The sequence below is a fragment of the Banduia mediterranea genome (assembly GCF_031846245.1).
Classification (GTDB): Bacteria; Pseudomonadota; Gammaproteobacteria; order Nevskiales; family Nevskiaceae; genus Banduia; species Banduia mediterranea.
In genome coordinates, this window is sequence record NZ_JAVRIC010000007.1 from 40,558 (window position 1) to 53,712 (window position 13,155).

The 13,155-nt window shown below is 63.3% G+C and carries 12 protein-coding genes, 1 tRNA gene and 1 pseudogene; 1 reads left to right on the top strand and 13 read right to left on the bottom strand.

Translation table 11 applies throughout. From position 1 onward, the window contains the following. Positions 1-10 precede the first annotated feature (10 nt). From RM530_RS06680 to RM530_RS06710, 7 genes are all read right to left on the bottom strand, one after another. The gene (locus tag RM530_RS06680) at positions 11-670 is read right to left on the bottom strand and encodes a hypothetical protein (protein WP_311364445.1); all 660 of its coding nucleotides are present in this window, start codon (positions 668-670) and stop codon (positions 11-13) included. Further along, positions 660-1,949: a hypothetical protein gene (locus tag RM530_RS06685; protein WP_311364446.1), complete on the bottom strand. Its 1,290-nt coding sequence runs from the start codon at positions 1,947-1,949 to the stop codon at positions 660-662. Before RM530_RS06685 ends, RM530_RS06680 begins: the two co-directional genes overlap by 11 nt. A 109-nt stretch (positions 1,950-2,058) precedes the next feature. Next, entirely contained in the window at positions 2,059-3,249 is a 1,191-nt protein-coding gene (locus RM530_RS06690) for a hypothetical protein (RefSeq protein ID WP_311364447.1), read from the bottom strand. A 403-nt stretch (positions 3,250-3,652) separates the two neighbouring features. Beyond that, a complete protein-coding gene (locus RM530_RS06695) occupies positions 3,653-4,420 on the bottom strand; it encodes an HvfC family RiPP maturation protein (RefSeq protein ID WP_311364448.1) in 768 nt (255 codons plus the stop codon). Beyond that, positions 4,413-5,285, bottom strand: coding sequence for an HvfB family MNIO-type RiPP peptide maturase (locus RM530_RS06700; RefSeq protein ID WP_311364449.1), 873 nt, complete (start codon positions 5,283-5,285; stop codon positions 4,413-4,415). The genes RM530_RS06695 and RM530_RS06700 overlap by 8 nt, the downstream gene beginning before the upstream one ends. Then, entirely contained in the window at positions 5,270-5,530 is a 261-nt protein-coding gene (locus RM530_RS06705; protein ID WP_311364450.1) for an HvfA family oxazolone/thioamide-modified RiPP metallophore, read from the bottom strand. The genes RM530_RS06700 and RM530_RS06705 overlap by 16 nt, the downstream gene beginning before the upstream one ends. Positions 5,531-5,588: 58 nt before the next feature. Continuing rightward, positions 5,589-6,182, bottom strand: coding sequence for an HvfX family Cu-binding RiPP maturation protein (locus tag RM530_RS06710; protein ID WP_432276080.1), 594 nt, complete (start codon positions 6,180-6,182; stop codon positions 5,589-5,591). Positions 6,183-6,385: 203 nt separating this feature from the next. Here RM530_RS06710 and RM530_RS06715 point away from each other — a divergent pair. After that, positions 6,386-6,461: transfer RNA gene (locus tag RM530_RS06715), tRNA-Ile, on the top strand. A 201-nt stretch (positions 6,462-6,662) separates the two neighbouring features. On the opposite strand, the pseudogene RM530_RS06720 reads toward RM530_RS06715, so the two are convergent. The 6 genes and pseudogenes from RM530_RS06720 to rpsU all read right to left on the bottom strand — a co-directional run. After that, a pseudogene (locus tag RM530_RS06720) lies at positions 6,663-7,208 on the bottom strand (IS3 family transposase); the annotation flags it as partial. 405 nt (positions 7,209-7,613) lie between these two features. After that, a complete protein-coding gene (locus tag RM530_RS06725; protein WP_311364452.1) occupies positions 7,614-8,204 on the bottom strand; it encodes an outer membrane beta-barrel protein in 591 nt (196 codons plus the stop codon). 218 nt (positions 8,205-8,422) lie between these two features. After that, the gene (rpoD, locus tag RM530_RS06730) at positions 8,423-10,276 is read right to left on the bottom strand and encodes an RNA polymerase sigma factor RpoD (RefSeq protein ID WP_311364453.1); all 1,854 of its coding nucleotides are present in this window, start codon (positions 10,274-10,276) and stop codon (positions 8,423-8,425) included. 251 nt (positions 10,277-10,527) lie between these two features. Next, entirely contained in the window at positions 10,528-12,276 is a 1,749-nt protein-coding gene (gene dnaG / locus RM530_RS06735; protein ID WP_311364454.1) for a DNA primase, read from the bottom strand. Between the two features lie 41 nt (positions 12,277-12,317). After that, the gene (locus RM530_RS06740; RefSeq protein ID WP_311364455.1) at positions 12,318-12,764 is read right to left on the bottom strand and encodes a GatB/YqeY domain-containing protein; all 447 of its coding nucleotides are present in this window, start codon (positions 12,762-12,764) and stop codon (positions 12,318-12,320) included. Between the two features lie 118 nt (positions 12,765-12,882). Then, on the bottom strand, positions 12,883-13,098 hold the full coding sequence (gene rpsU / locus RM530_RS06745; protein WP_311364456.1) for a 30S ribosomal protein S21: 216 nt from the start codon (positions 13,096-13,098) through the stop codon (positions 12,883-12,885). Positions 13,099-13,155 lie beyond the last annotated feature (57 nt).

The window sequence follows — 13,155 nt, forward strand, 5'->3', positions numbered from 1 at the left end:
GCGTGGGGCGTCAGACGTCGGCGGCGGGCAGGACATCGGCCAGCTGCGTGCCGAACAGATCGGTGAGCGTGCCGTCGAGCACGCGGCCGGCCATGCGCTCATAGTCGAGTGCCAGATCGAGCAGCGGCCCTTCGACGATCTGGCCGCCACGGCGGTCGATCAGTCGATGTCGCGACAGCACACCCAGACCGATGCTGATGCGTGTCTTGCCGCCGAGGCGGTCGCCGAAATCGGCGAGCAGCGTATTCTCGTTGACGCCGATGCCGAGTTCTGCGCCGGTGGGAATGGGTTTGTCGGTGGCGAACATCTCGCTTTGCGAGATCGAATCACGCGAGGACTTGCGTTCGATCTGGCGTTGTCGCTTGGGCAGGATCAGCAGCGCCCACAGCACTACCAGCAGGGCGATCTGGTCGCGGGCGAGGCCGAGATTGTTCGACAGCCAGGTTTCCTCGCCGCCGAACACGGCCTGTTCCTGCTCTCGCGCCAGACGCACCGAAACGTGCTCCGCGTACGGATGATCGACGAACTCCAGACCGACGGCCGCCAGCCGCTCGCTGAGCTGCTGATAGAACAGTTCGTCGGTCAGCACGCGGCGTACCATCGGGTCGTCGCGGCGCAATACCTGGGCGGCCGCGAGGCGCGCCGCCAGCGTTCGGATTTCAGCATCCATGTTCGGTTTCCGTCAGTTGGCCGGCGCTCATTTCGGCGATGCCGCCGCGCGCGACCTGAACGATGTCGCCGGTCCACTGCGGACGGCGCGGCAGGCGCGCCAGTGCCGCCAAGGGGCCGTCCAGGGTTTCGATGTCGGTATCGCCCAACACCGAAAGCAGCGACAGCCGATAGCTCGATTCCAGATAGTCGCGCGCGGCCACGGCGTCCTGCAGCGGCAGGCCGTCCGGCGCCACGCGCATCGCGTCGAGAAAATCCTCGGCGGCGCTGAAGTCGATGGCCTCCACATCGAGTGTCGCGGTGGTGTTCGCCTCCACCGGCGGCAGCGGTGTCTCGATGCGTTCCGGGATCGCCTTGTCGACGAGTTCGTATTCGGCGATGTCCAGCGCGATGTCGCCAAGCACCAGCGGCAGCGTCGGCACCGCGGACACGGTCTCCGGTGCGCCGACCAGGCCGATCAGCTGGTCGATCGAGCAGGTGCGCAGCCATCGGGTGACGTCCGAGGATGACAGGCCGGTGGTGCCCAGGTGCACTTTCTGGCTTTCGAGTTGGTTGAGCGCTCGCTGGAAGACGCCGCCCATGCGCAGCAGCTCGCTCTGCACCTGGCCGATGCGTTGCGCGACGCGGTGCGAGGCGGCGTCGAGCTCGTCGTTTTCAGTGATCGACTGCAACACCTCGGTGCCCTTGTCGACCCAATCCCAGACCTGCGCCAGCCGCTTCTCGGCATTGCGGATACGCGATTCGGAGCCCGACAGCACGGCGCGTTCGAAATCGTCCTTGAGCTCGGTGAGGCGCGACAATAGGTGCTGAAGCTCATCGGCGGCGACGCGGCCCAGCGCGCCGCTGGCGGCCAGCTGCGAGGCGAGGTAACCGAGCTCGGAGCCTTCGTCGTCGAACTTCAGCAGGGTGTTGACGGCGGCGATCGCCATGCGCCCGGCCGGACTGATCTGATAGCGCAGGGTTTCACTGTCCCACAGCAGCAGCTCGTTCTCGCGCAGGCGCAGCAGGATGGTTTCGAGCTTGCCGGTATCGAGATAGGCCAGGCGCTCGCGCAGCTCGGCCGGCGTCCAGAACGGGGCGTCGCCACGCGCCGCGATTTCGCGCAGCACCAGCAGGCGCGCCATTACGGCCGCCTCGCCGCCATGAAACAGCGTGGTCAAGGCATTCAGCGCAGGCCGGGCGCGCTGCAAGGGCAGCAATGCGGCCACATCGCCGGGTTCGATATGCGGCTGCAGAAAGTCGGCCAGCCGGTCTTCGGTGCTAGGGATGGGTCGGGACATACTCGTGATTCGCACGGTGGCGCGTCCCGGGGGGAACTCGCCTCAAGCCACCTGCGGATGGGCGACTCTAAACCGGCGATTCTACAGGCGCGGGCGTCTGCGCGCCGGGCTACCAGAGCACAGAGAGATTCAGCTTCAGGGCGTTGTCGGAGGTGCGCTGATTGGCTCGGGTCTTGGCCTGCGTCCAGTTCCAGCTCATCGCCAGTGTGGGGTTCACGCCAGGGGCCAGCGTCTGCGCCCAGCGCGTGAAATCCACCGCCAGTCCGAAGCGGTCGGCTTCCTGGCCGATTTCCGGAACGAACCACAGCGGGTCGGCGCCGTGCGCCCAGGTGGCGGATACCGAGACCGTCGGCAAGCGCCGCGTAATCGTGGCGTTGGAGGCGAAATAGGTGTCGCTGTCCGCCATCGGCATGCCCATCGTGTCACCGTCCACCAGTTCGATGGAGGCCCCTGTGGCGGCGTGGCGCACCGCCACCAAGGCCTTGGCCGTCCAGGCGCCCCGTGTCCGGGTTTGCGATAGGCCAAGTTCGTAACTCGGGTCGATATCCGGCTGCATGGAGCCCCCCCCCCACATCGGATCGATCGCGGACAGCTTCACCGCGTTTTCGAGCTGCGGACGCGCCCAGGTGTAGGCCACGCCGTAGGTCTGCGCGGCGAGATCGCTGTAACGGACATCGTCGGACACGACCTGACAATCGCGGCCCGAGATGCGCACCGCCCGCTTGCGATTCGCCCGGCTGGGTGTGGGAACGCCGACCGATCCACGTAGTTCGCAGTCCAGCGCCAGGCTGGAATCCAGACCCGACGAGGCGCCGGCCCATTGCAGGTTGACCATCGCATGCCGTGGCTTCCAGCTCAGGTCGGCAATCTCCCGCTGTTGCTGGGTATAGCCATTGACCGTCCAGAAATCATCGGACTCGTGGGTCACGGCAATCGCCAGCGGCGCGCCGGCCAAAGCCGGCAGCTGCAGACGTACGTTCTGTCCGATGTGCTGGCCGCCAAAACGCTGAGGCTTGTTGAGATTGGCGTATTCGATATCGTCAGCGAAGATGATGTCGCCGGGCGTCAGAGAGTAGCTGGCCATGTAGCTGAGCGGTCCGCTGCCGGACCCTACGTTGAGGTTGCTGGCGAGCCAGGTATCTGCCTGCCGCTGCACCAGTGGCAGCGCGCTGGCAACACTGAACGAGACCGGGCCCACGAGGCGGGCATCGGCTTGGGCCTGTGCGCTGAACAGGCGCTCGTCGGAAAGGTCCTGATAGATGAGGTCGTAGCGGGATTCCCAGGCAGCCGAACCGGGCATCGGCGTACTCGGCGCCGACGCGCATCCCGTAGTGATCAGCGTCAAAAGCACAAAGGCTTGACGCAGGCTCCAGCCTTTCACGTGTTTCCTCGTCACAACAACCCAAAAAAATCCAAGTCGCATAAGTCGCATTGCTTTCCCGACGCACGCAAGAAGCTTGCACGCATGGACGCGGCCGAACTGTGCATCAAGTCCCGAGCTGCAATGGTTCAAGCATGAACGGTTCCAGGCGGGTGAGCCATTTTTGAAGGCACCTGCATCCGGAAGTTCAATCCATTACCGCGGCCGCCGCGATTGCCGCCAGCCATGCTCGCGATTCGGGCGCCGGGATTCAAGCCCGCGGTATGCGCCATTCGATACGCGGCACGAACGGATGCCTTCGGCGAATCGCGCCGGCGCGTCTTCAGGCGAGTCGACGGGTGCCCAGCACGATGTCACGCGCGCGCAGATCGGCCAGCAATGCGGCGCCGCCGTCGACCACACTGCGGGGATGCGGGTGCTGCATTTCCACGGCGATGCGATGCATCAGGGCATTGCCGGTATCCGGTTCGCTCTCGATCAGCTCCATCAGGCGCGCCGTGACCGCATTGACTTCCATGAAGCGAACCTTGTCGGCACGGTCGCGATAGACAAGCAGGTAGGTGAGTTGCGCAGGCGCTTGCTGCGGCTGGAAATCCGGCGAGATTTTATGCACCGGCCAGTGGTAGGCCAGTGTCCACACCAGTGGCGACAGTGCCGGCAGCCCCAGCATGGGGTCGCCATCGGGATCGACCTCGACCGCGTCGATTTCGTCCTCGTCGACCAGCAGCGCCATTTCCACCCATTCGTAGTGCGCCAGCTCCGCCAGAAACGGCGGATCGTCCACGCGCGTGCCGGCCTCCGCAGCCAGGTGGTCCGCGAACTCCTCGGCCAGTGCGTACAACTGCGCCGACACAGCGCGGTGGTTCGCGTAGAAGTGGCGAACGCGAGCGTGCCAGGCATCGTCGCCGAGTATCCGGCGCAATACCGGAAAGGCGTTGGCGAGAAAGTCCTGCACATTGTTGTAGAACAGATCGCAGTAGATCTGCAGGCGCCGATCCTCGATGCCTGCGGGCGCCGGATTGGCGGCCGGATCGCGCAGATGCGCGGCAAACTGCATTTGTAGTTCGCGCAGACCGGCAGCTTCAGTCATTCGCCGACTTCCGGGGGGCTTGCTGGCGCGCCTGCAAGCCGCGGATCACGCCGAGTTCGCGCTGCAGCTCTTCCATCGGCGGAATGTTGAAGTCCCGTTCCAACAGCGTCGGTACCGGTCCGAGCAGCGCGTAGGCTTCGTCCAGCAGATCCCAGACCGGGTCGCTGACCGCACTGCCGTGTGTGTCCACGCGCAGGTCTTCCGCCTCCACGTAGTGCCCGGCCACATGGATGTACCGCACGCGCGCCAGCGGCAATCCTTTGAGGAATGCGCTGGCGTCGTAGCGGTGATTGATCGAATTGACCACGATGTTGTTGACGTCCAGCAACAGGTCGCAGTCGGCCTCGGCGAGCACCGCGTTGACGAACGCCAGTTCGCTCATGCGTGCGCCGGGTGCGGCGTAATAGCTGACGTTCTCCAGCGCAATCCGGCGCTGCAGTACGTCCTGAACGATTTTCACGCGGCTGGCCACGTGACGCACCGCCTCCTCCGTGAACGGAATCGGCATCAGGTCATAGAGGTGACCGTCGTCGGTGCAGTAACTGAGATGCTCGCTGTAGTCAGCGATGCCATGCATGTCGAGAAAATTCCTGACCTGATCGATGAACGCCAGGTCCAGCGGATCGGGGCCACCGATCGACAGCGACAGACCGTGGGTCACGAAGTCGTATCGCTCCATGAACTCACGAAATCGACGACCAAGCCGCCCACCGAGTCCCATCCAGTTTTCCGGAGCCACCTCCAGAAAGGCCGGACGGTCGGCCACGGCACAGTCCGCAAGCGGGTCCATCAGGGCCCGCCGCAGACCGAGTCCGGCGCCCGAAACCCGAGCGCCGGAAGCCACCGGACTTACTTGCTGCCGCACTTGGCCTCGCCACATTTGGCTTCGCCATCTTTGTGCTCGGCCTTGTCTTCACCACACTTGGCCTCACCGCACTTGGCTTCCCCGCACTTGGCTTCCCCGCCCTTGTCGGCCTGCGCGATCATGTAGCCGGCGGCCAGATCGCTTGCGGCGAACGGAGAGGCCTGAGCGGCGCTCATGCCGGCCAGACTCAGGGCTGCGGTGCCGAGGGCGACCGCGAGCGGTTTCTTGATCTGCGTCTTCTTCATTTGAATCTCCAGTTTTCCGTCAATTTTCACGTCGATCCCCGGACCGGGGTCGACACAGTTACGTGCGAACCTGCCGATTCAGATGCTTCCACAGCCAGAAATCGAGGCTGAAAAATCGACCGCCGCCCGAAAAAAACAACGATAACAACAAGATAAAGTACGTTACAGCGAATTCGATGCCGTTATTCAGAATGACCAGAGAGCCATGCTCGGTCAGCCATTCGTAATCGCCATGCTCCATCAGGATCGCTTTGGCACGTGACAAGCGTTCGGCCGCTTCCATCGTCCGCTCCGTTGCGAACAAGCCGCCGGGCTCGGCTATCGCAAGCCAGCCGTTGCCCCAATGCACGGTGGCAGCCGCCACGAGCATCGTCGCCATCAAAGGCAGGCTGATCCAGCGTACGCCCAAGCCCAGCAGCAACAATACTGCGCCACCCAGCTCAGTGGCCATTGCCAGCGCAGCCATCAACCAGGGGAACGGCAGGCCAAGGCCCCAATCCGCATTTCCGAACCACTCCACCGTGGAATCGAAATGGGCCAGTTTGGAGCTGCCTGCCATCCACATCACCGGCGCCAGGTAGAGCCGGAACGCGAGTGGAGCGAGGCCGTCCGCAATGCGGGTCCGGTCGAGCGCTGCTCGAACGGGTGCCATCAGCGTGGGCTTGTCGTTGCCTGGATTGGTTGTCGTGTCCATGACAAGCAGCGTAGACGGCCCAAGGCAAGCCGCCTGCGCCCCGAGGTTCCGAAAATGTGTCTGATCGTCCAGAAGCCCTGCCGGACCAGGACGCAAAAAACGGTATCATCCGCATCCTTCATTGCCCGCCCGGCGCAGCGCAACGCAACGCAACGCAAAACGGGCCTATAGCTCAACGGTTAGAGCAGGGGACTCATAATCCCTTGGTTCGAGGTTCGAATCCTCGTGGGCCCACCATACAATCTCAGATTATTGTTTTTGAAGTATATTTTTCGCTGAAAGGCCCGCAAAGGCCGCACTTTGCGGGCCTTTCGCAAGTCGACTTGGCCCTCGGAGACACTTCAGCCGGCAGCTCCGAGCACTTCCCATAGCTCCGTCTCCGTTTTCGCATCGCGACGACCTGACCTTGCCCTCGAATTCCGTACCCCATAACCGAGGTCATGAGCTGGCTTGTTTGGTCTGGTCGGTCAGCCAGTGTTGCTCGAACTGCATCGGGGTGACGTAGTTCAAGGTGGAGTGTAATCGGGACGGGTTATACCAGAGCAGCCAGGCAATCGTTTCATCCCTGGCATGGCGGCGAGTAATGAAGCCTTGACCGTGCAGCCGTTCCACCTTCAGTGAGCCGAACAGCGTTTCGCTGCAGGCATTGTCCCAGCAGTTGCCACGCCGACTCATGGAAGCGGTGATGCCGTAGTCCTTGAGCACGTCTCGGAAATCCTCACTGGCGTATTGGCTGCCGCGGTCACTGTGAAAAATCAATCCGGCGTCCTTGTCGGGATGGCGCTTGAACCATGCCATGCGCAGTGCATCGATCACGAGGTCGCGGGCCATGTCCGCACGCATCGACCAACCCACGACCTGACGGCTGAACAGGTCGATCACCACGGCCAAGTACAGCCAAGCTTCGTCGGTGGGAATGTAGGTGATGTCGCCCACCCAGACCGTGTCCGGCTCGGCCATGGTGAATTGGCGGTCGAGCAGATGTTGCATCCTCGACCTTCCGTTCCCTTCGCCGGTGCCGCGTGGTGTATCGGTCCAAAAGATCAGCTCGGCGCTCACCGGCTTGCTGTCGGTGTCCTTGAGCTGCCCTTGCCGGTTCGCCTTGACCCAGTTGAACAGCGTCTGCTCAACGTGACCCAGCGTCTTGGCCACCGAGGCTTGGCTTTGACCACCCTCGACCACGCACCGCCTCTTGCTTGAATTCAAGCGTATAGCGCGCCCGTGTTGTCTTGGTCTTGCGTGGATTGAATCACACGGCAAGGGATACGTTTTTCGCGGGCAAGGTCACAGCCAGGTAGCAGGGGGTGAGTAGTTCGGCGGGTAGAATTATTCCTCTACCCGCCTCCTACCCGATAGAGGCCGCCAGGCCTCACGCAGCGTCGAGCTTGTTCAGAAGCGGGCACGCACGCCCAGGCGCACATCCTCCAGGGTGATGTCGCCACCATCTGCATCGAGCTCGGTATAGCGGTAGTCCGCGAACAGCGCGAAAGTGCTGTCGATGGAGTAGTCGCCACCCACCAGGAACTCGAAGCCGTCGGCTTCATCGACGTCGACATAGCCGACTTCGGCCACGATGCCGAAACGGCCGTTTTCGCCGCGCACACCGCCGTGGACGCCGTAGCCGTTCTGATCGTCGTCGCCATCGTCAAACTGCACGAACTCGCCGCGGACGTACCAGATCGGCAGGGCATCGGTGGTGAAGCGGTAGCCGGCGCCGGCGCGAATCTGATCGAGATCGCCGGCATCGTCGTATTCCACACTTTGGTATTCGCCGGTGAAGAAGGCCTGATCGGTGAACTGGAACTCGCCCTTGATGCCGTATCCGTCGCCGTCGTCCGATGCTTCACCGCCGGCGTCGGCGTCAATCTCGATATCGGCGCTGGGAATGTAGTAGATGTCCAGATTGTTGGTGGTGGCGGCGAAGCTCAGGGCCGGTGCCAGGCTCAGCGACAGTGCAGCCGCGATAGGTGCCAGTTTCATGTGCTTGTTTTCCTGTTGTCAGTTTGGGGATACGCCGCTTCTGTGGCGACGTGGCGCCAGTATAGAACGGCCTGCTTTAAACGTTGTTGACATCGAAATACCCGCTCGGCGTTCAGCCACGCGTGCAGCGCAAGCCCGGACAGCGACCGGCTCTGGCGCAAGAAAAAGCCCCGCCAGCGCAGGGCTTTTCACATCCACGAATCACAGCCGGCTGGCGCTTACTCGTCGAGGAAGCTGCGCAGGTAGTTGGCGCGGCTCGGGTGACGCAGCTTGCGCAGGGCCTTGGCCTCTATCTGGCGGATCCGCTCGCGCGTCACGTCGAACTGCTTGCCGACCTCTTCCAGCGTGTGGTCGGTATTCATGTCGATACCGAAACGCATGCGAAGTACCTTGGCCTCGCGCGGCGTCAGGCTCGCCAGAATCTGATGCGTGGCCTCGCCCAGCGACTCGGTGGTGGCCGATTCCACCGGTGAGATCGCGTTGCCGTCCTCGATGAAGTCGCCCAGATGCGAATCCTCGTCGTCGCCGATCGGGGTTTCCATGGAGATCGGCTCCTTGGCGATCTTGAGCACCTTGCGAACCTTGTCCTCCGGCATCTCCATCTTCTCGGCCAGTTCGTCGGGCGTGGGCTCGCGGCCCATCTCCTGCAGCATCTGGCGGCTGATGCGATTGAGCTTGTTGATCGTCTCGATCATGTGCACCGGAATGCGGATGGTGCGGGCCTGGTCGGCGATCGAACGCGTGATCGCCTGGCGAATCCACCACGTCGCATAGGTCGAGAACTTGAAGCCGCGGCGGAACTCGAACTTGTCCACCGCCTTCATCAGGCCGATGTTGCCTTCCTGAATCAGGTCCAGAAACTGCAGGCCGCGGTTGGTGTACTTCTTGGCAATCGAGATCACCAGTCGCAGGTTGGCCTCGACCATTTCCTTCTTGGCGCGGCGGGCCTTGGCCTCGCCCATCGCCATGCGACGATTGATGTCCTTGATCTCCTCGACCGTCAGCAGGCAGTCGGCCTCGATCTGCTGCATGCACTTCTGCAGTCCGATGATTTCGCCACGACGTTCGTTGATCGACGAGGAATACTTTTTCTTGGAGCGCACCAGCCGCTCGACGAAACCCTCGTCGCTTTCGGCGCGCAGAAACTTTTCGATGAATTCGGTGCGCGGCACGCCGCAATCGACCACGCAGATGCGCATGATCTGGCGTTCGAGACGACGAATCTCGGTGATCTTCGCGCGCAGATTGGTGGCAACCTCGTCGACGATCTTCGGCGAGAGCTTGAAGCGCATCAGGTGGTAGGCCACCTCGTCGCGATACTTCTCGGTCTTCTCGTCACCGGAACCGCGCTTCTCCAGCGCTTCCCAGGCCTGGTCGTAGAGCCGCTGCATTTCGGCGAAGCGCTCGGCGGTGACCACCGGATCGGGTCCGGTCGGTGCATCACTGCTGTCGTCGTCGTCGTCGTCGCTGTCGTCGTCCGAATCATCGTCGCTGTCATCGGTCGACGAGGTCTCCGCAGCCGGAGTGTCGTTCGGGCCGGCGCCTTCCGGATAGCCGGTTTCCGGATCGATGAAGCCAACCACAACATCGGCGAGACGCTTCTTGCCTTCCTTCACCATGTCGAAGGCTTCGAGCAGAATGGCGACCGTTTCCGGGTACTGAGCCATCGCGTAGAGGGCTTCGTTGAGGCCTTCCTCGATGCGTTTGGCGATGCGGATCTCGCCCTCGCGGTCGAGCAGTTCGACGCTGCCCATCTCACGCATGTACATGCGCACCGGATCGGTGGTGCGGCCGAACTGGTCATCAAGCGCAGCCAGCGCAGCGGCGGCCTCGTCGATCTCCTCTTCGTCCTCACCCGCGTTGACGGTGGCCGCCAGCAGCAGCGTGTCTTCGTCCGGGGTTTCCTCGTGCACCGTGATGCCCATGTTCTGGAGCATGCTGATGACGTCGTCGATCTGTTCGGAATCGACGATTTCAGGAAGGTGGTCCGCCACTTCGGCGTAGGTCAGATAACCCTTCTCCTTGCCCTGGGCAATGAGGAGTTTCATCTGGGATTGTTTTTCGACGCTCATAGAAGTCCGACGGATAAGAGAGGGCGCGGAACCTGACATTGTAACGATGTCGTCGGTTTTTCGCTTGGAAAGGATGGCGGGGCTTGAACCGCTTCATGGGTCCAAGCTCCCACCGATTCAAGGTTTGACGTGAATCACGCGCGGCGTGACGCCGACCTACCCTCGCCCGCTTGCGGGAGTAGTGGTGGCTGAGGGGGAACGGCCGTGTCGCAGGCGATTCATTCTGCAGGGTGGCGCTTGCGGCATGGCCGTCAGACAGGACGATCCAGGCTTTGTGCCGCGCGTGAGGCAGTCAATTCTCGTAGCTCCGCAAGCTCGCCGGCGCTGAGCTCGCGTTGGCGGGCGATTTCGAGCAGTTCGCTGGCACGCTGACGGCGGGCCTGAGTCCGCAGACGCTCGAATCCGTCGTTGAATTCGGACACCATTGCGGCTTCACTGCCGAAGATGCGGGACTCTGGGGGCGGAATCTCGCCGAGCAGCTTCGCCTCGGTCGGATCGTCCCAGGTGGACGTCAGCGCGGCCGCGTTCTGCTCGGGATGGTCGTGGAAGTATTCGACCACACGCAGCAGTAGCGGCAGGCCCGGTTCGTCCAGGCTGTGAAGTTCGCCGAAGCCCTGAATCGAACTGGCCAGTGCCGGCCGATCCAGGACCAGTTGCAGCAGTCGCAGAACCGGCCCCTTGAGCATGCGACGGTCCTGATGGTTGTTGTCGGAGCCCTCGCCGCCACCGCGGCCACCCAGCATCGCCTCCACGTCCGCGCGCGGCATTCGCACAATGGGCACGATCGCATCGACCAGCGTCGTGCGCAGCGTCGCACCGACCATGCGCTCGAAGTACGGCTTCAGCTCGGCCGCGAAGCGAGCACGCCCATCGATGTTCGACAGCTTGCTGCGCTTCGAAAGTTCGTTGATCAGGAACTGAGTCAGCGGTACCGCCTCGTCCACGCGCTGGCGGAAGGCCTCGGCGCCGATTTCCTGCACCAGGGAGTCGGGATCCTGTCCCTCGGGCAGGAACATGAACGCCGCCTCGCGGCCGTCGTTGACCTCCGGCAGCGCCTGCTCCAGCGCGCGCCAGGCCGCCGAGCGACCGGCTCGGTCACCGTCGAAACAGAACACGACGCGCGAGGTGGCGCGGTACAGCAGCTTGAGATGGTCCTGGGTGGTTGCGGTGCCGAGCGTAGCTACCGCCTCGGGGATGCCGGCCTGAGCCAGCGCCACCACATCCATATAGCCTTCCACCACGAGCAGGTAGGCGGGATGCGCCACCGCCTGTCGCGCTTCGTACAGGCCGAACAGATTGCGGCCCTTGTGGAACAGCACGGTTTCCGGCGAGTTGAGGTATTTGGCCGGGTCATTGCCGAGGGTGCGTCCCCCGAAGCCGATGACGCGGCCGCGCGTGTCGCGGATCGGGAACATGATGCGGTTGCGGAAGCGGTCGTAGGCGCCGCCCTGATCCTTCTCGATCAGCAGCCCGGCTTCGATGGCATGCCGCGGATCGGGCAGCTGGCGGGTCAGCGCGTCCCAGGATTCCGGCGCGTATCCGATGCCGAAGGTCTTGGCGGTTTCGCCCGAGACGCCGCGCTTCTTCAGGTATTCGACCGCCTGAGGCGCCTCGCGCAGCTGCGCGCGGTACACGCGGTCGGCAAAGGCCAGCGCATCCAGCGGCCCCTCCAGCACGGCCCTGGATGGCCCGGAGCTGCCGACGCGCGGTACCTCGACGCCAGCCTGACGGGCCAGCTCCTCCACGGCTTCCGGAAAGCTCAGCCGTTCGTACTCCATGAGGAAGCTGATCGCGGTGCCGCTGCGCCCCGAGCTGAAGTCGAAGAACATCTGTTTCGCCGGAGAGACGAAGAACGAGGCCGATTTCTCGTTGGTGAACGGCGACAGGGCCTTGAACTCGCGGCCGGCGCGTTTGAGTTCCAGCCGCGAACCGATCACCTCCACGATATCGACACGGGCAATCAGATCCTGGATGAAGCTGTCTGGAATACGTCCGCTCATGTCGGAAGCTTACGCCGCCGCGGGCCCCGAACCTGGGGTTCTCAGCCCAGGCGCGCCTTGATGCGGCCCGACAGTGCGCCCATGTCGGCCCGCCCGGCGACGCGCGGCTTGATCCAGCCCATCACCTTGCCCATGTCCTTGGCCGATTCGGCACCGGTTTCGGCGATGGCCTGCTCGACCATTGCGGACAGGGCCTCCTCGGACAGCGGCTGCGGCATGTAGTCCTTGATCTGCTCGATCTCGAAGGCCTCCTGCTCCGCCAGTTCCGGGCGGCCGCCGTCGTTGAACTGCTGGATCGAATCGCGGCGCTGTTTGATCATCTTCTCGACGATGGCCACGATCGCGGCGTCGTCGAGTTCGATGCGTTCGTCCACTTCGCGCTGCTTGATCGCTGCCTGCAGCATGCGGATCACGCCCAGACGCGCCTTGTCGCCGCCACGCATGGCGGTCTTCATGTCTTCGGTGATGCGGGACTTGAGCTCGGACATCGGCCTGGACCTCTTAAGATTCAAAACTTGATCGGCAGGAACACAAAAACCGGACGCAAGCGCCCGGTTTTCGCGTAGTGGGAAGGCCGCGATGCCCGCGGCCCGACCGCGTACCGCCTCAGTACATGCGCGTGCGGCGCGACACGTCGCGGGAAACGCGCTTCAACTGGCGTTTCACAGCGGCGGCACGCTTGCGCTTGCGCTCCTGGCTCGGCTTTTCGAAGTATTCGTGCTTGCGGACATCGGTGAGGACACCGGCTTTCTCGCAGGTGCGCTTGAAACGGCGCAGGGCAACTTCGAACGGCTCGTTTTCGCGGACGCGGACGCTAGGCATTCACAACTCTCACTTGGCAACGGGTTTCGTTGCTTAGGGGAAAATGGGCCGCGATTT